Origin of the sequence: Psychrobacillus sp. FSL H8-0484 (genome assembly GCF_038005325.1) — a bacterium.
Lineage (GTDB): Bacteria > Bacillota > Bacilli > Bacillales_A > Planococcaceae > Psychrobacillus.
Genome location: NZ_JBBOSZ010000001.1, coordinates 429,152 through 447,093, shown reverse-complemented (window position 1 = coordinate 447,093; position 17,942 = coordinate 429,152). Strand labels below are relative to the sequence as shown.

Genomic DNA, 17,942 nt, shown 5'->3' with positions numbered 1-17,942 from the left:
CTCCTTCATTCGATTGATATAGGATATGAGGGTGTGTGATTGTCCTATGCACAGAAAATATAAGCAATTTCACTAAGGATTTATACAAAATTTTTTCACCATCATTAAAAGATTGTCACGTACCAATTCTTTTCCATATATATAAGGTAAGAATTATTTGGGGAGCTGGTACTGTGACTCTTTGGATTGATGTATCGGTAAGTAAATTACAACTTAAACTGTATAATGCAAGTCTGTTACTGAAGACGTATTCAATCTCTGTAGGAAAAATACTGACTCCTACCCCAAACGGGAATTATATCATTATAAACAAAGAACTTAATCCTGGAGGACCTTTTGGTGTGTTATGGATGGGATTATCTAAGCCACATTACGGCATTCATGGAACCAACAATCCAGCATCTATAGGAAAAAAGGTTTCACACGGATGCATTCGTATGCATAACGATGACGTGCTCGAGCTTTCTTCTATTGTGCCAATAAGTACAAATGTATATATTCACAAGTGAACATCTATAAGGAAGACGCGCCCAAGTTAGATAGGGCACTGAAAAACTAGAATTAGGATGTAGGAACTATTTGCTGTAATTAATTTAAGAGAATTTAGCGCGAAGCATGAGACTCCTGCGGGAAAGCGAGACAGACGAGACCCCGCACGAAGCGTTAAAGAGGAAGGAAGGCTAAGTGCGCCTCGTCAAATGGAAGGCAATCTAAGTTCGCCGCGTCCTGCGGCAACGATTGCATGACCCACATCCTGTGGGCCTCAACGCCTTCATGACCAACATCGTGTTGGCCCGAGGAGGCTCGTCGCTCGCCCTCGGAAAACGAATGGCAAAACGCTAAATTCTCTTAGCGGCTATTTGATAGAGAATTTACTTGAATGATACTTTTTCAGTGCCCTCAAGTTAGAGCGTGTCTTTTGTTAAGTAACCATAAAGTTGTATAATTTACAATAAAGTCGTATAAAAGATAATAAAGTTGTTTAAAAAACGCCATTCCTTCTATTCAACAATCGGGACATTTAATTGAATAAATCTAACCGTTTCTAGAGGAAAAGGTTAGATTGACGAGAGAAAGTTTGTTCACTCGTATTTTTTTAAAACAATAGCCGCATTATGACCTCCGAAACCAAATGAGTTAGATAGCCCTGTATTTATTTTCACTTGGCGAGCTACCGAAGATACATAATCTAGATCACATAATGGATCAGGATTTTCTAAGTTAATTGTTGGAGGAACTATCTGTTCCTTTATGCTCATTGCTAAAGCAATTGCTTCAACTCCACCAGCTGCCCCTAACATATGACCAAGCATAGATTTATTAGCTGTTATTGGAATCTGATAAGCTTGCTTTCCAAACAGCTGCTTAATAGCCATCGTTTCAGAGATGTCCCCCACTTTTGTACTTGTTGCATGGGCACTAATAACATTAATTTCTTCAGGAGAAATATTGGCATTTTTTAAAGCTGATCTCATTGCAAGATATGCCCCTTTACCTTCAGGATGTGTAGCTACCATATGGTGTGCATCTGAACTTGCACCATATCCAATGACTTCTGCATAAATCTTTGCCTTTCTACGTAAAGCATGAGATAAGGATTCTAAGATTAGAATACCAGCTCCTTCTGACATGACAAATCCATCTCGATTTTCATCAAATGGACGACTAGCTTTAGTTGGATCATCATTTCTTGTTGATAATGCTGTAGCATTACCAAAGCTTGCTATTGATAAGTCTGTTATAGCTGCCTCTGTTCCACCCGCAAACATAACGTCAACTTCTCCAGAACGGATTAGTCTAAAGGCTTCTCCGATAGCTGTATTTCCAATTGCACAAGCGGAAACAGGAGACATAGAAGGTCCCATGGCGTTCCATTTGATACTAATTTGTGCAGCAGCAGCATTAGAAATCATGGCAGGTACTAGAGTTGGGCTGACTCTTCTTGGTCCCTTCTGTCTAAGCGCATCAATATTTTCAATTAAGGTTTCAAGTCCCCCTATACCTGAACCTACGTATACGCCTAACCTTTCTCCGTCTATACGTTTGAGATCTAACTCAGAGTCTGTCCAAGCTTGTTCGGCTGCAGCCAAAGAAAATTGTGAAAAGCGATCTAAACGTCTTGCTTCATTCTTTCCTAAAATTTCATCTGCATCAAAATCTCGTATGATACCTGCAATTTTTGCCTTGTGATTAGTAACATCAAATGTATCGATAAGGGATATACCAGACTCCCCGTTAACCAGATTGTTCCAAAATGTTTTGAGGTTTATTCCTATAGGAGATACTACTCCCATACCTGTAATCACAACTCTTTCCACTTTTCATCACTCCAAATCAATAATATACTTGTATTTTACAGCCATTTTATCCTATTACAAGTAATCGTTTATCCTAGTATAATTACCACTAGGTTAAATTCGTATGGTGAGGAGTTATAAAAATGAATGATAAAACTAGGCTTGAAGCTTTGTCGACATTCTTAAAAGCTAAGCGTGCCCAAATTAATCCAGAGTCAATTGGTTTGCCTTTAGGAACCCGGAGAAGGACACCTGGGTTACGAAGAGAAGAGGTTGCACAACTAGCAGGTGTAAGTACCACTTGGTATACATGGCTAGAGCAGGGAAGAGATATAAAAGTTTCTTCAATTGTACTTGGTTGTATTTCTTCAGCTTTGCAATTAAACAATGATGAAAGAGACTACTTATATGACCTGGCATTAGAAGTAAAATCGGAAATTACAAATCCAAAAAAGGATCAATTAGAGCTTAGCCCTTCTTTAAAACGGATACTAGCTGAATTAACATATTGTCCGACTATCATTACGGATCGACATTGCCATATTGTGGGCTGGAATCCTGCAGCTGCTCATATTTTATTAGATTTTGAACAAATACCGAATGATCAAAGAAATTTGATTCGTTTAGTGTTCACCAGAAAAGAATTAAGATCATTGGCCGCCAATTGGGAACATTTTGCCAAAGGTTTTCTTGCCATTTTCCGTACCTATTATGGACACTATTTAGGTGATGAATGGTACAACCAATTCATTAAAGAAATGAGTCATTCTCATCCAGAATTCCAAGATTTATGGCTAGAAAGTCAAGTGAGTAAGGCTCCAGAAATGATAATTGAATTCAGACATGCTAAGGTAGGCAAAATGTTGTTTAATTTAACTTCTCTCCAAGTTCAAGGTGATATTGATTTAAGGTGCAGTATCTATACACCAGTTGAGGAAACAGATACAGAAAATAAATTAATGCGATTAATGAAGAGGGTTTCCGTTTAAAATTAATCAAGTAATTTCGTTATTTCATTATAGGGGCGCGATAATGGAATAACATATAGATTTAAACGTCTTTATTGGTTATATTTTTAAGTTCAGTGAAGTAACTTCCATCAAAAATTAAACAACTATATTTTAACCCCGTCCTTACTTAGACCGGGGTTATGCCTGTTTGAGATATTAAAATTAAATAACTTTATTGTCACTTTACATCTTTTTATTCATTTATTATTTCTCTTCTTCATTACTTTGGTATTTTATACACATGTGGACAAAGCCATTTTTTCCGTATTCAACATATTAATAAAAGAAAAGATGAATTGGAGAAAAGAAATGAAAGCAAATAGTGTAAACACTTTTACCATGTTTTCAACGGAACATTTATCAGCAATTGGTGTGCTTTTCTTATGTTTATTTATCTTATATTTCTTGAATAAGAATGGCTTTTTACAAAATAAACATTCCCTGCTTTTTGATCGTCTTTTTGCCCTTTCTTTATTAGCAATGGAAATTGCCTATCATCTTGTGCTAGTGCAAGCTAGAGACTGGACTTTAAGCGAGTCTATACCGATTCACCTTTGCAGCATTAGTTTATATTTTTCGTTCATCGTTTTATGGACTGGTACAAAACGATTTCATCATTTTGTCTTTTTTGCAGGTATTGGTGGTGCACTTCAAGCTGTACTTACCCCATCATTAGAAGTAAATTTTCCAGACTTTCTATTCATTCAATTCTTTTATATTCACATAGGAATTATCGTAACAGGCTTTTACATTCTTTTGGCAAAAGGATATCGCCCAACTTTTAAAGGAATCATTCAAACAATGATTACATTAAATGTACTATTTCCTTTCATTTTTGCAGTAAATATTCTTGTGCAAGGCAACTATATGTTTTTAAGAGAGAAGCCGGTAAACGGTAGTCTTTTAGATTTCTTAGGGCCATATCCTTGGTATATCGTTTCACTTGAATTCGTAGCATTCCTTTTGTTTATTCCTCAATGGCTAGTTTTCAGGAAGTGGAATAATCCACAAAAATAACTTTTTAGGAAACTGCCAATCTTACTACTCTAATATTTGTTCTATACTACTTTTAATCTCTGCTAGCTTCTTTATCCTAGCTTCTTGTGTCTCTATTAAGTGTTCATAAATTCTATTTAAGCCACTAAGTGTATTTTCGATTCGATCGATGGACGAATGAATTTTCGAATGAATGGACCATGCCGAGAATATATCATCGAAAAAGTAATCTGCAAACGTGACAAAACTATCCCTGTCTATCTTTAATGATCTGGTATCGATTTCTTGGATATCTAATAGTTCTGTTTGAAATCTTTGTAGAGCTAATTGAGCATCATGTATGGCATTCTCCGATTCGTCTAACTCGCTATGTTTTAGTGCCGTAGCTAGTAAACCACCACCTAAATAAGTATCCCACGTCGAAAATCCTTCTGCACTTTCAAGTGATCTTAATGCTCTCTTTAATGCTTTTTTTGCTTCGTTACATGCATAAACCGCTTCTTTTAGTTCACGAATATATGTCTCTTCAGCTGTCTTCACTTCATATAGAGTTTCTAGTTGTCTTGCCTCTTCTTCATTATTTTGAAATATCCATTGCTCTTTTTCTATTCTTAAATGGTCCCACTCAACATCAAGTGATTGCCACTCTATCTTTTGCAATTGTATGTCATTACTTCGAATATCGCTTTCTAAATCGGTTATCATTTTTTCTACTTCCCGAAATTTTGCTTCCACAGCAGCAAGCTCCAATAATTCTTTTTCTCTTTTTTCATCCTGCTTGCCTGTCCAAGTTCTAACTAGATTTAAAATAGAAAAACGATCTAAATCATCAACATCTTTTTGTTCACCTTTCAATTCTAGTAAGTAACTTTGTTTTCTTTGCACTGCATTTTTTAACTGTTCTTCTATTGCTTGTTGCTTTCTTAGTACTTTATCTCTTTTAAATATCTCCGTTCTCAAAATCTCTTGGCGCACCTGTAATTTTTCCCACATAGCTATCCCCTCCTAGCTTGAATACGACTGATCGCAAAGAAAGTTTCAATTTATACCTAATCGAATCAATTTCATAATTTCAATTTACATGAAAAAACACGAACAATACTGCTATAGGCGGACGCTTTCCGCGGGGTGAGCGATAAGCCATCACCGCCGCTCCGCGTCGTTTGTGATGTCTTATCTGTCTCACTCATCCCGCTGGAGTCGCCGCCTGCCGCTTCAATCAAAGAAGTGATGAATGTTCGTATTTTAATGACAAAGTACTATTTATGAAAATAACTCATTAAAAAAATCTATTAAATAGGTTTATATATACGTAAAGTAGGGGTAATTACTTAATAGCAAGCTAATAATAACTAATTATTGGGAGGAATTAAAAATGACGACGAATTCAATTGCAGGACAAAAATGGTGGAAAATCGGAGCAGCAGCATTTCTTTCAGTAGGTTTGTTAGCAGCATGTGGAGACGGTGAAAATGAATCGGATGTAGACGATAACCTTGAGCAAGATGTAGAACAAGAACTTGATGAAGAAGATAAAGACGGAGAATAAGAAAGATCAGCCACCTTTTTGGTGGTTTTTTCTTTACCTTCTTATAAATATAGTATTTATCTAAATAAAGAACTGTGGATAAAGTTATACACAGATAAATCACTAATATATTTGGAATTAACATGTATTTTCAATATTAATCCACATATTATCCACCTATTTTTGTGGATAAACTTAAGTTATTCACAAGTAATTTTAAAATAAATAAAATATTTAAACTACAAAATATTTACTTCTTATTTACATAGTATAAAACACCTAATATATGCCTACTTAAACCATTTTAGAAGCATTGAAACAGTACTTTTTTACAAAATGTTTCGACAAAATTCGCAAAAATATTCAATGTGGATAAAGTTGTGCACAATACCCACACTACAGGTAATAGAAATCAATACTATTATCAACAAGTTATTAACAACTTATCCCTAATCTACTGTGGATAAAGGAACGGTTGTTCTAAAGTAGACTATTTGGTAAATTAAATGTACAGCTAATTGATTCTTAGTATATACAATATAAATTCCACGTATTAAACGGAGGTGAAAGAAATGAGTAAAATGTCGGATGAATTATTAATTGAATCTTATCTTACTGCGAAAGAATTAAAATTGTGTCCTGATTTTTTAGCTCTTTTAGAAAAGGAAATTCTTCGCCGATCTTTAAAGTTTAATTTATAAACACACGTGTTGATTAACCAAAAGTACCCAGTAAATTGCTTATTCAAATGGTGATAACACACTAGGCACTCTGTATAGGTGCTTTTGGAGTGCTTGGAACTGAACGAGTTCTACACCATTATCGATATTTCTTAATGCAGAGGGATGCGACTTTGTCGCATCCCTCTGCATTTTTTCAATAATCGTGTGGTAGTCGCTCGTCTGTCACTCTCCATAGCTACTTGTAATAGAAGTGCCAAAGCTTTTGGAAATGAAAGAATAGCCAATTTCCTATTTATACAGTAAGCATAGCCCTCGGTAATGATGTAGTGATCATTTCGTCCAAAGGGAATCAAAAACGTACAAGTGCAAAACGGGATACTTGCGCATTTCTTGTGAAATTTTAATGGTGTTAATTGGATAATCAACTGCCTTCCAGCCTTGATTTATAAATATACTTAATTAAAAGTGAAACTTTCTTTCCATTAAAACGTATATAGTATATGGTAAGATGGTATGTACTTACTTGGATTATCTAATACTAAATATACGGAGGTTTTATAAATTGAAAAAATTGGTAGCAGCTTTACTTACTGTAACACTTGTATTTTCATCTGTCGGAAGCTTTGTATTTAACGACGATACGATTACTGCCGAAGCGAAAAAGTATAAATCTGGAAAGAAAAGTTTTAACTCTAATACGAATACAAACACCACTAATTCAAATATCAAAAAAAACAATGAGGATTCTACAAAAGCTACAAGCAAATCCACTACTAATACGAAAACTAAAGGTGGATTTAAATCAGGTGGTTTGATGAAAGGTCTCTTTGTAGGTGGGCTTGCTGGACTATTATTCGGTAGCATGTTTGCCAACATGGGTATGCTCGGTTCTCTTCTTGGGTTTGCAATTAACGCTGCGGCGATAATTTTAATCGTTGTTTTGATACGCAAAATCTTTGGCATATTTAAAGAAAAGAAGAAAAAAGAGGATGCTAATTCATGGAGAAACTAATAATTCCCGAACAGAACATTATTAATGCAGTTTGTGTATATATCGGTCGCCAAAATAATGTTGCTCCAGAAGAAGTGGAAGTAGAGCTTATGTACGATGACGATTCTGGTTTTTCCGCTGAAGCTAATATAAATGGACAAACACACATACTTACGACATTAAATTTAATTGAAGCACTTCGTCAAACTATTAAGGAATTTTTAAACCTGGATCCAAATGCCACAGGAATAGAATTAATTTTAGATGATGAAGAAGGCATTATTGCCGCTGTCCGATAATAAAACAAAAAGTCGAGGGATATTCCTCGGCTTTTTATTATGATTGGGCATAATAAAACCGGTGGCAAAATTGCCACCGGCCAAATATTTAGTTATTATTTTGTGTTCCACTCATTTGTGATTGGGCTTGAGCTACTAAACGCTTTGTAATTTCTCCGCCAACGGAACCGTTAGCACGCGCTGTAGCATCTGGTCCAAGTTGAACACTGAATTCTTGAGCAATTTCATATTTCATTTGATCAATTGCTTGTTTAACTCCTGGTACAACTAGTTTATTGTTATTTGGCATGTCTCTCACCTCCTTGTGAAATTAGAATGTGCAGATTTACAACAGATATGCACAAATACAATAAGGTGAATAATGTAAATTAGGAAAAGGAAAACTTAAAGCGCTTGTTTAGTGCTCTTTGAGCATCCATTTATTTTTCTAATACCTGATGGACTACCTCTTCTGCGTTACTGTTATTTAAGTTTTTGTAGATGCAGCTTGCAGGTAAATCCCTTAAACTTTCTGCAAATGCATTTGCCATTTCAGCTTCTCCTGCTACATGAAACTCTCGCCAACCTCGTTTTTTCTTTAATTGTTCAATGGTCTCCCGCATTCCTCTATAAAAACTACTTTTATTTACTTTATATCGTGTGTCTAATTTAGCGGTTTTATCTTTCAAAGCTTCACGCCTGTTACTTATATCAACCTTTTCACTTTCTTTCCATTGCTCAGACACTAAATCAAATCTATACGTTATATCATCTCGAACGAATCCCAATGCAGTATCCAATACTCGAACTTCTCCGAAGCTTGGCATGATAATTCCCGCTTCTGGATATGCTTTATACATATACTCCAGTTGCTCAACTACCGGATGATTTTCCCAGTAAAAATTTGTTTTAACCGGGACTTGAACATAATTCACATACCATAAATCACCGTCAGCAGTAGCAAATATTACTACGCCTTTATGAAGTTCTAATTTATTTTCTTCCATTTCCTTAATAATTTTATTCTTTATTTCATCGAGATCTTTTATTTCTTTTTCATCTCCAGAAGCTTTTAAATACTCTCCAATTCGCTTTAATCCACTTTTTAAATGAATTTTCCAAGCACCATTTAATTGCTCTGGATCCCCGGGATTCGTATTTAAATAAACGCTTAACACACATCGATCACTAGAGCTATACGCTTTTAATTCTTCAAGTTCTTTACTTATCGTCATGTATCTTTCCGCCTCCTTTTTTAATACATGCTTAGCATTTCCCTCAAGTGGATTGATTAATCAGAGGTTAAAGTGTTATGTTTTGGGTGAAAATAAAAAAAGTAAAGCACTTTCCAAAAAAAAATGGAATAATAACTTTACTCTTCTTATCAAGAACCATTATTGTTAATAACTGAGGTAACCGTCACGATTTTGTATTTTTCTATTAATGGTACTGTACGCTCTTTCTTCTATCCAATGCGCTTCAAGATCTTCTCCTCTTTCCTATACCCTATAAGTTTAATTGCATTTTTTTAAAATACAAATAGAGGCTTGCTAATTGTCTCTACGTATATTTATGTGAAAAATATTAAACTTACCTATATTAAAGGAGATAGCACATACTTCTAACTTTATTAAAGAAAATAAAACCCAATACCAATGACTAAATATGCAGCAAAGAGCGTAAGGCCTTCAAACCAATTAGATTCACCATCATTGGAAAGATTAATAACAAGAAGTGTTGCCGTAATCATTGCTACAAGTTCAGGTAATGTGAACACAAGCGCCATGGATTGTGGTGTGAATAGAGAAATAATGACGAGGATTGGAGCCACGAACATAGCTATCTGCAACGTCGATCCAACTGCAATCTCCACCGACAACTCCATTTTATTTTTATACGCCATCGTGATGGCTGAAAAGTGCTCCGCAGCATTCCCCACAATTGCGACAATTATGACACCTATGAACAGCTCGGTCCAACCAAATTGTTCACCTAATGTCTCAAATGTGTGGACAAGTTGTTCAGACACAAAAGCAACTGCTCCAGTCGCTAGTATCAGGATTAATATCGATTTACCTTTTGTCCACTCTGGCTCTTCTGTTTCGACCTCTGGTTCATCCGATGATGTAAAAATACCTCGGTGGGTGACAAGCTTGAAAAATAACCCCGCCAGATAAAGAACGATTAAAACAACCGAAATACCAATACTCAAGTTCAATGTTTTTTCAGCATTCATGGACATAGAAAATACTTCTGGGATGACAAACGCAACAATAACAGCAAAAATGAGTAAGCCCGAATTGTACCTAGCATCATGAACACTAAATTTTTGTCGTTTAAATTTGATACCACCTACAAAAAATGAAAGCCCTAAGACGAGTAGCAAGTTACCAAGTACTGACCCAGTTAGAGAAGCCAATACTATTCCAACCATACCAGCCTTCAAAGTAAAAATAGAAATAATAAGTTCCACAGCATTACCAAATGTAGCGTTTAGTAAGCCTCCAATTCGTGGACCGCTCACAATCGCAAGACTTTCCGTTGCTCGTCCGATGAATGCCGAAAGTGCAATAATACTAAGACAACATAAAAAAAACATGACCATCTGTGCCCACTCAAGAAATGCCCCCACAATAACAAGTGGAACACCAACAAATGCAAGAATAGCAAACAACTTATTCACAAAACCCACCTCTTTATTTAAAATATGTCACGTCTCCTCCTTATCTTTCCCATATACGAAAAATAAAAAACATTCCTTGTATATGAAATGACCGTTTCAGAACGGAAACAGTTCGAATCTGTATTATATTTAGAAAAGCTGCCCAATGAACCATTTATCCATTTCTTAGAAGTGAAATAAACACGCTTTTCCTTCTACTCACATAAATTGTAGAAAAGGAGTGATGTAGTAAAATGATTAACCTTCATCCAATTGATATTGAAGGAAATACTTTCATAGCAGTTTCCGTTTTGTTACCAAAAACAAATTTACTTACTGTATCCAACGATAAAGGATATATTATGTGCGGTGCACTAGACGTTGGGTTATTAAATGAAAAATTAAAGGACCGGAAAATAATTGCAGGCAGAGCTGTTGGTGTGAAGACAATTGACCAGCTTTTAGATGCACCATTAGAATCGGTCACATATGAAGCAGAGGAACTTGGGATTACTCGTGGAATGATCGGTAGAGAAGCACTCTTAAAGATGATCTAGTGGAAAGAAGAGTCTGCAACGCAGACTCTTCTTTGACTTTATTAGGTTAGTAATATAGTAGATCTATTATTTGTCCTCTACATATACAAGAGGAATGTTCAAAAATCTTACTTTTGAATTCAATCCTTGTTGTATATCTGTAACATATTTATTTTGCTTAATTGTAAGCTTTTCGCCATCTTTAAAATAAAATTCATAATAGGACAAGTCCTTGTCTTCAGGTAACTTCTCATAGTACAGAACCTGATCGAGCTCCTCCCAATCATAGTTTTTCTTCTCCTGTGAAAATAACTTACGATAAGAAATTTCCTCATCTGATAACGTCACATAAGATAACGACACGTAATAAAAAACAACACCACTAGCTATCAAACAAGTAATTGCTAATGCAATCGATGCCTTACGTATATCTAGCAACCAAAGTAAAGGACATGCAAGAACAACCAAAAATAAACTGAATCCATACGCCAAATAATTTTCACCCGGTGCATACAAAATCCAAATGTCTCTCTGATAATATAGTGTATTAATTAAAGCTAAAGGCATAAGCAAGATCAAGACTGGTGAAATTAACGCAATACAAGCTCCAATCGCTAAGAAAATATGCCTCGTATCATATCTCCTATCCATCTCATTTCCCCCTTTTAATTTGTAGTTCTCCCCTGCATATATAATACCCTTTCTCTACCAAACAATATAATGATTGCTAATTTCCAAATTAATATAGGTACTCTTAAATAGCCAACCTGTTTACTCTCGTTTTCCGATGCGCTTTGCACTGATTATTACTACATCATTTCCTACCTTCTATTTTTTCGGTAACTTTGCGGCTGTCTTCTGTCCGTCCCCCACCAGAAACTTTAGATAACTTAATACTTTCCTATTCGCGAATGTATCTATCCAGGATGCAATTTCAGGAGCTCTAGTACCGCTTTATTAGATGTATGCTAACTATTTTTCTGTCATTCCGCTCTGTTCAAAAATAGGATAATCCTTCTCTAATGGCATTTCTTTAAGTCAAAACACCTTGAACTTTGGGTTTACGGCAAGAAGAAAATCACATTCAAATTCACAGAAAATGCATTGAAATTACTACCATTTCTATCCACATTAGAGTCGATTTCTCAACATTCCCAACAATTTTGTTACCGACTTTTTATTTTGTACATATCTTCATGAACTTTTTGTGACGGCTATTTCTTTTCATTGTTTTTTTAAAATACGGTACTAAGATAGAGACTAAGAATAAAAAATGCTTTAAACACATTTGACTTACATTTATACAACTTCAATAAATTTGAAAGGGGTACAACTATGAAATTAAAAATGAAATGGGCATTATTCACAATGATTTTCACTATTGCCACTGTGCTAACTGGTTGTGAGCCACTATTAGTTTTAGATCCAAAAGGACCTCAGGCAAAAACGCAGGCTGATGATATCATGCTTTCCATTTGGCTTATGTCAGCTATTGTCCTCGTCGTTTTCGCCATATTAATATTTGTGTTAATTAAATACCGTGCTTCTAAACAGAGTGAAGATTATGAGCCTCCTCATATTGAAGGAAGCCCCATTGTAGAAGCAATCTGTGTTGGAATTCCTATTATTATTGTTGTTTTTCTTTCCATAGTTTCTGTTAAAAGTAACTACGAAGTAGAGGCAATTCCCGCTGCATATGAAGATCAAGAACCATTAGTTATTTATGCTTCCTCTTCCAACTGGAAGTGGCATTTTAGTTATCCAGAAGAGGATATCGAGACAGTTAACTACTTATATATCCCTGCAAACCGTCCGATTGAATTTAAATTATATTCTTACGGACCTATCACTAGTTTTTGGATTCCACAACTAGGTGGCCAAAAATACGCGATGTCTGATATGGTCAATACTTTACACTTAGCTGCTGACCTTCCTGGGGAATTCATGGGAAGAAACGCAAACTTCAGTGGTGCAGGATTCGCGGAAAATACATTTGAAGTGACTGCAATGTCCCAAGCCGACTATGACGAATGGGTTGAGGAAGTGCATGAAACTGCCGCACCTCTGACAGAAGAAACGTTCGAGGAGTTATTAGAGCCTGGACATCTTGGCCGATCCACATACACTGGAACACATTTAGAATTCTCCCCTGCACCTGATCATGACCATGGGTCAACTAATTCGGACGCAGAAGAATCTGAGCACGAAAATCATGGATCAACTAGTTCGGATGAGCAATCCACTCACGCTCATCATTGATACAAAATTTACAAGCTAAAGTATCGTAACAAACAATAGATTCTCGAAAGGAGTTACAAAAGTATGGATTTCTTTGAACGCTTTGCCGTACCACATCCAAGCTTTTTAATATACGGAGCAATGGTTAGTATTGGTCTAACCATGATTGCTATCGTCGTAGGTATTACCTATTTTAAAAAATGGGGTTACCTTTGGCGCGAGTGGATAACCACTGTTGACCATAAACGAATCGGTATTATGTATTTGCTCACTGCTTTACTCATGCTATTTCGTGGGGGTGTAGATGCTATCATGTTACGTTATCAGCTATCTATGCCTGATAACAAGTTTCTAGAATCCCAGCATTATAATGAAATCTTCAGTACACATGGGGTTGTGATGATCCTGTTTATGGCTATGCCATTCATCACGTTCTTCTTTAACTACCTTATACCGTTACAAATTGGTGCACGTGATGTAGCATTTCCACGCTTAAACGCACTAAGTTTTTGGTTATTCTTTATGGGGATGGGGTTATTCAACATCTCCTTCATCATCGGTGGATCACCTGATGCAGGTTGGACTTCTTATTTCCCACTTGCAGGTAATGAATTTAGTACGTCTGTAGGTACGAATTATTATATGATTGCGATCCAAATCGCTGGTATTGGTACGTTAATAACTGGTATTAACTTTATCACGACTATTCTTAAAATGAGAGCACCTGGGATGACATTGATGAAAATGCCTATGTTCACATGGTCTGCTTTTATCGCCAACGTCATCGTTGTATTTGCTTTCCCTGTTTTAACCGTAACACTTGCCATGGGAACCATGGATCGACTGTTTGGAACAAATTTCTTTACAACCGTTAATGGCGGGATGGATATGCTTTGGGCGAACTTGTTCTGGGTTTGGGGACATCCGGAGGTATATATCTTAATCTTACCGGCGTTTGGTCTTTATAGTGAGATCATTTCCACTTTTGCACGTCGAAATTTATATGGGTATAAATCGATGGTCGCATCGATGGTCGCTATTTCTTTACTTTCCTTCCTTGTATGGGCGCATCATTTCTTTACGATGGGTCAAGGAGCACTTACTAATAGTTTTTTCTCCATTACAACGATGATTATTGCTGTTCCAACCGGGGTTAAAATCTTTAACTGGTTGTTCACGCTTTGGAAAGGGAAAATTGAATTTACTACACCTATGTTATATTCGATGCTTTTCATTCCACTGTTTACATTAGGTGGAGTTACAGGGGTAATGCTTGCGATGTCCGCAGCAGACTACCAATATCATAATACGATGTTCTTAGTAGCTCACTTCCATAACGTTATTATTCCTGGGGTAGTTTTCGCCATGCTAGCAGGTCTCACGTACTATTGGCCAAAAATGTTCGGCTTTATGTTAAATGAGAAACTTGGAAAATGGACCGCATGGTTACTTTCTGTCGGCTTTGTCTTAGCCTTCATTCCAATGTACATTACTGGATTAGACGGCCAAGCACGTCGTATGTACACGTACTCTGAATCCACTGGATTCGGCATGTGGAATATGGTTTCATTTGTCGGTGCGGCTATTATGGCATTTGCCTTTGTCTTACTTGTCTACAATATCTACTATAGTATTCGGTATTCTCCTAGAGATATCGGTAGTGACCCGTGGGATGCACGTTCGCTTGAATGGGCTACACACACGCCAGTACCAGAGTACAATTTTGCTATTACACCAAAAGCTGCATCAACTCAAGCGTTTTGGGATGCGAAGAAAAATGGACATGAATTATTCCCAGGAAAATTGGAAAAAATTCATATGCCAAATAACAGCGGCTGGCCATTTATCATGAGTTGTATCTTCTTCGCGTTTGGATTTGGGATGGTATTCAGCATATGGCCGCTTGCGATTATCTCGTTAATTGGTATTTTAGGTTGTTTGACTTACCGTTCATTCGAGAAAGATCACGGACGCTACATTTCTGTTAAAGAAATTGAAGAAACAGAAGCAAAATTGCGAGGTGCTAAAAAATGAAGGTAAACAACTCACTTCCACTTGAATATAGTACGGAAGAAAATAGTTTGAAAATCTTAGGGTTTTGGATCTTCCTTGGTGCGGAAATTATGCTTTTCGCCACACTTTTCACATCGTATTTCACTTTAGTGAATCGAACTGGTGATGGACTTACTGGAGCAGAAATATTTGAAATTACACCAGTATTAGTCGAAACCATCTTGCTTTTAACAAGTAGTTTTACAATTGGTCTAGGAATCCACGCGATGCGTCTAGGAAACAAAAAAGCAATGATGACATTCTTCTCCATCACTTTGCTTCTCGGTGCAGGATTCTTAGGGTTCGAAGTTTTTGAGTTTGTTCATTATATCCATGAAGGCTTGACTCTACAAACGAGTGCTTTCTCTGCCATTTTACTAACCACACTAGGAACACATGGATTGCATGTTACAGTTGGATTCTTTTGGGGATTATTCATCCTGTTACAAATCAAAAAACGAGGCTTGACTCCTGAGACAGCCAATAAATCTTTCATCTTTTCGCTTTATTGGCATTTCTTAGATGTTGTTTGGATCTTCATCTTTAGCTTCATCTACTTGAAAGGAATGATGTAACATGAAAGAATTATTCCCTCTTAAGCAAGTAATGGGCTTTGTATGTTCGTTGATCCTTACCGCAGTGGCACTTTTGGTATACTTCATGGATATGTCATTTTCTATTGGTATGACGGTTCTTCTCCTAACAGCATTTATACAAGCTGGACTTCAATTAGTTGTATTCATGCATGCCGGAGAAACAAATGATAAAAAATCTATCTATGCAAACATCTATTATGGATTAATCATCGCCTTGATAACCATTTTTGGTACACTGTTAGCAATGATTTGGGATATGTAAATAATCGTTTCAAAGAGAGCGTCTCTTCAGGCGCTCTCTTTTTTACATTTTCTAGAGTTTATAATCATTTCTTCTGAAGCAACTAGAATAAGTCCAATTAAAAAAATAAAAACTGCTCCCATTACCGTTCCAATACCTACCCCTAAAACATTACTATAATCGCTTACGAAAGCTCCGTACAAGAAAATAGCAATTCCAATAGTAAGCACTGTACCAGCTACGTACCTTGTTGCATTTAACATCTTCATATATGATTCCATTTCATACACCCTCTCTTTCTTTATATTATTCACTTCGTTCACAAAATTGTCAATTTTTCTTTTTTGTAATACTTTATATAATAAAAAAGAACTGCTTCATCGTCTAATGACTCTGTAGCAATTCTAATCTTCATAACTCAGTTAGACTTTAAATCTTCCCCAAAGATAGATACAGTTTGTCGATCTGGTACGAAATCATGTCCGTTCCATTTCAATACATTTTGCACATATCCTATCCCATCGGCATGGTATCTCCCTGCGATTTTTTGTATGGCAGTTAGCTCATAAGTACCATCCCTTGCAAAGTCGATTGGATACAGGCCACTGACTGGGTCTACCCAACCCTCAATTGGCTCTTTCAGCGTTCCATCTTCATTATAAATCTCCGATAAATATTCCTTCCCTTTATACATTAAATCCACTGTGTACTTCTTCTTTGGATTAGAGCTTATCACCGCTACTTTATATTGGTTTTGATAATTCACTTCATACTTAGATTGTTCATTATATTCCTCTACATCGAACACTTGACGCATTTGTCCTTCCAAAGATGAAAAAACATATGCGTAAATGATGCCGCCGCTTCCTCCCGTATCTATGACGATTAATATGTCATCCACTAGGTCTCCTGTAAAATCACCAAGAAATATTGTTGGGTTGTAGCCCACATTTTCTTTGAGAGAAATTCTTTCGTACATATTGGTTTTTCCATTAAGTATATTTAGCGATATGTTTTGCCAGAACGGACTTCCCTGAGTCTTATCGCCTGTAAGGTAAACGGTGTCCATGAAGCCATCACCGGTCACGTCCCCTCTTTTCAAATCTATTACCTCTTGACCAGTAGAACTTAAGCGACTTAAAACCTGTTGTCTTTTGTCTAATACTTCTTCTCTTGATGTTGGATACGGCGAACGAAATGAAAGTCCTTTATCATTGGAAGCTAATTTTTGTTCCAAATCTCCGGCCTTCTTCTGAGCGTAATAGGCTTCTACTTTTCTAAAGTAATACGGATAGACATCTCTTGCTATATCTAGTCTACCTTCACTAAAGCGATATACATCTACTTTGTAAGCCTCACCAGTATCATGTATCCAAACAGCAAGCTCGTATTGCCCATCCTCTCCATATTCCCCAGGCATATCTTCTACTTCTAATTTACTGTAAACAATATTATTAGTAGGCAATCGTACAAACCCACTATTTGTCCATTGCAATAAATCTAATTCTGCCCACACGTTACCTATTTGCCAACCCACAACTAAGGTACTAACCCAACTATCCGTAATTGGTGCTACTATTAAATCTGATATACCGTATCCATTTCCTTTTATATGGATTAAAGGAAGCCATTGATCATTGATCATTTTTAATATCAAAATATAATTCTGCTCTTCATACTTGTAAGCTCCAATTAATTCGTTGAAATGATCGCCGTCGATATCTGCCAGTAATATAGCAAGTTTCTCTTGGGGCTTTGGTAATTCTAAAATCGTAGCATTTGGCGGTAAAAAGTTCTTTAGCACATCCACATAATTGTTCATGGTACACCCCTC

The 17,942-nt window shown here is 36.3% G+C and carries 20 protein-coding genes; 12 read left to right on the top strand and 8 right to left on the bottom strand.

The annotated features are described in order from the left end of the window. Nucleotides 1-173: 173 nt before the first annotated feature. The gene (locus MHH81_RS02200) at nucleotides 174-509 is read left to right on the top strand and encodes a L,D-transpeptidase (protein ID WP_340917370.1); all 336 of its coding nucleotides are present in this window, start codon (nucleotides 174-176) and stop codon (nucleotides 507-509) included. A 573-nt stretch (nucleotides 510-1,082) separates the two neighbouring features. On the opposite strand, the gene fabF is transcribed toward MHH81_RS02200, so the two are convergent. Next, nucleotides 1,083-2,318: a beta-ketoacyl-ACP synthase II gene (fabF, locus tag MHH81_RS02195; RefSeq protein ID WP_340917368.1), complete on the bottom strand. Its 1,236-nt coding sequence runs from the start codon at nucleotides 2,316-2,318 to the stop codon at nucleotides 1,083-1,085. A 122-nt stretch (nucleotides 2,319-2,440) separates the two neighbouring features. Between fabF and MHH81_RS02190 the strand changes: the two genes are divergently transcribed. Both MHH81_RS02190 and MHH81_RS02185 read left to right on the top strand, forming a co-directional pair. Continuing rightward, on the top strand, nucleotides 2,441-3,286 hold the full coding sequence (locus MHH81_RS02190) for a helix-turn-helix transcriptional regulator (protein ID WP_340917366.1): 846 nt from the start codon (nucleotides 2,441-2,443) through the stop codon (nucleotides 3,284-3,286). Between the two features lie 330 nt (nucleotides 3,287-3,616). Further along, entirely contained in the window at nucleotides 3,617-4,324 is a 708-nt protein-coding gene (locus tag MHH81_RS02185; protein WP_340917364.1) for a YwaF family protein, read from the top strand. A gap of 24 nt (nucleotides 4,325-4,348) precedes the next feature. On the opposite strand, the gene MHH81_RS02180 is transcribed toward MHH81_RS02185, so the two are convergent. Next, nucleotides 4,349-5,296 carry a hypothetical protein gene (locus tag MHH81_RS02180; RefSeq protein ID WP_340917362.1) on the bottom strand — a complete coding sequence of 316 codons (948 nt, stop codon included), beginning with the start codon at nucleotides 5,294-5,296 and terminating at the stop codon, nucleotides 4,349-4,351. Nucleotides 5,297-5,678: 382 nt separating this feature from the next. On the opposite strand from MHH81_RS02180, the gene MHH81_RS02175 reads away from it, so the two are divergent. From MHH81_RS02175 to MHH81_RS02160, 4 genes are all read left to right on the top strand, one after another. Then, nucleotides 5,679-5,852, top strand: a complete 174-nt coding sequence (locus MHH81_RS02175; protein ID WP_340917360.1) for a hypothetical protein — start codon at nucleotides 5,679-5,681, stop codon at nucleotides 5,850-5,852. A gap of 551 nt (nucleotides 5,853-6,403) precedes the next feature. Further along, nucleotides 6,404-6,532 carry a sporulation histidine kinase inhibitor Sda gene (locus MHH81_RS02170; protein ID WP_340917357.1) on the top strand — a complete coding sequence of 43 codons (129 nt, stop codon included), beginning with the start codon at nucleotides 6,404-6,406 and terminating at the stop codon, nucleotides 6,530-6,532. Between the two features lie 544 nt (nucleotides 6,533-7,076). After that, nucleotides 7,077-7,526, top strand: a complete 450-nt coding sequence (locus MHH81_RS02165) for a hypothetical protein (RefSeq protein ID WP_340917355.1) — start codon at nucleotides 7,077-7,079, stop codon at nucleotides 7,524-7,526. After that, entirely contained in the window at nucleotides 7,514-7,804 is a 291-nt protein-coding gene (locus MHH81_RS02160) for a YxcD family protein (protein ID WP_340917353.1), read from the top strand. The genes MHH81_RS02165 and MHH81_RS02160 overlap by 13 nt, the downstream gene beginning before the upstream one ends. An 88-nt stretch (nucleotides 7,805-7,892) precedes the next feature. Here the strand turns inward: MHH81_RS02160 and MHH81_RS02155 are convergent, their stop codons facing one another. From MHH81_RS02155 to cax, 3 genes are all read right to left on the bottom strand, one after another. Next, nucleotides 7,893-8,093, bottom strand: coding sequence for an alpha/beta-type small acid-soluble spore protein (locus MHH81_RS02155; protein ID WP_340917351.1), 201 nt, complete (start codon nucleotides 8,091-8,093; stop codon nucleotides 7,893-7,895). Between the two features lie 130 nt (nucleotides 8,094-8,223). Continuing rightward, nucleotides 8,224-9,018, bottom strand: a complete 795-nt coding sequence (locus MHH81_RS02150) for a VLRF1 family aeRF1-type release factor (protein WP_340917350.1) — start codon at nucleotides 9,016-9,018, stop codon at nucleotides 8,224-8,226. 395 nt (nucleotides 9,019-9,413) lie between these two features. Beyond that, nucleotides 9,414-10,466: a calcium/proton exchanger gene (cax, locus tag MHH81_RS02145; protein ID WP_340917348.1), complete on the bottom strand. Its 1,053-nt coding sequence runs from the start codon at nucleotides 10,464-10,466 to the stop codon at nucleotides 9,414-9,416. A gap of 233 nt (nucleotides 10,467-10,699) precedes the next feature. Between cax and MHH81_RS02140 the strand changes: the two genes are divergently transcribed. Then, nucleotides 10,700-11,002, top strand: a complete 303-nt coding sequence (locus tag MHH81_RS02140) for a YunC family protein (protein ID WP_340917346.1) — start codon at nucleotides 10,700-10,702, stop codon at nucleotides 11,000-11,002. A 66-nt stretch (nucleotides 11,003-11,068) separates the two neighbouring features. On the opposite strand, the gene MHH81_RS02135 is transcribed toward MHH81_RS02140, so the two are convergent. Continuing rightward, nucleotides 11,069-11,632 (bottom strand): hypothetical protein, encoded by a 564-nt coding sequence (locus MHH81_RS02135; RefSeq protein WP_340917344.1) that lies wholly within the window; start codon nucleotides 11,630-11,632, stop codon nucleotides 11,069-11,071. Nucleotides 11,633-12,316: 684 nt separating this feature from the next. Between MHH81_RS02135 and qoxA the strand changes: the two genes are divergently transcribed. The 4 genes from qoxA (at nucleotide 12,317) to qoxD (ending at nucleotide 16,129) form a co-directional block, all read left to right on the top strand. Next, nucleotides 12,317-13,240, top strand: a complete 924-nt coding sequence (qoxA, locus tag MHH81_RS02130; RefSeq protein ID WP_340917342.1) for a cytochrome aa3 quinol oxidase subunit II — start codon at nucleotides 12,317-12,319, stop codon at nucleotides 13,238-13,240. A gap of 63 nt (nucleotides 13,241-13,303) precedes the next feature. Further along, nucleotides 13,304-15,253: a cytochrome aa3 quinol oxidase subunit I gene (gene qoxB / locus MHH81_RS02125; RefSeq protein ID WP_340917340.1), complete on the top strand. Its 1,950-nt coding sequence runs from the start codon at nucleotides 13,304-13,306 to the stop codon at nucleotides 15,251-15,253. Next, complete coding sequence (gene qoxC / locus MHH81_RS02120; protein WP_340917338.1) at nucleotides 15,250-15,846, top strand: cytochrome aa3 quinol oxidase subunit III; 597 nt, start codon at nucleotides 15,250-15,252, stop codon at nucleotides 15,844-15,846. The genes qoxB and qoxC overlap by 4 nt, the downstream gene beginning before the upstream one ends. Nucleotide 15,847: 1 nt before the next feature. After that, a complete protein-coding gene (qoxD, locus tag MHH81_RS02115; RefSeq protein WP_340917336.1) occupies nucleotides 15,848-16,129 on the top strand; it encodes a cytochrome aa3 quinol oxidase subunit IV in 282 nt (93 codons plus the stop codon). 26 nt (nucleotides 16,130-16,155) lie between these two features. Here the strand turns inward: qoxD and MHH81_RS02110 are convergent, their stop codons facing one another. Together MHH81_RS02110 and MHH81_RS21270 are read right to left on the bottom strand one after the other, a co-directional pair. Further along, nucleotides 16,156-16,389, bottom strand: a complete 234-nt coding sequence (locus tag MHH81_RS02110; RefSeq protein WP_340917334.1) for a hypothetical protein — start codon at nucleotides 16,387-16,389, stop codon at nucleotides 16,156-16,158. 137 nt (nucleotides 16,390-16,526) lie between these two features. Then, nucleotides 16,527-17,930, bottom strand: a complete 1,404-nt coding sequence (locus tag MHH81_RS21270; protein WP_445678062.1) for a hypothetical protein — start codon at nucleotides 17,928-17,930, stop codon at nucleotides 16,527-16,529. Nucleotides 17,931-17,942 lie beyond the last annotated feature (12 nt).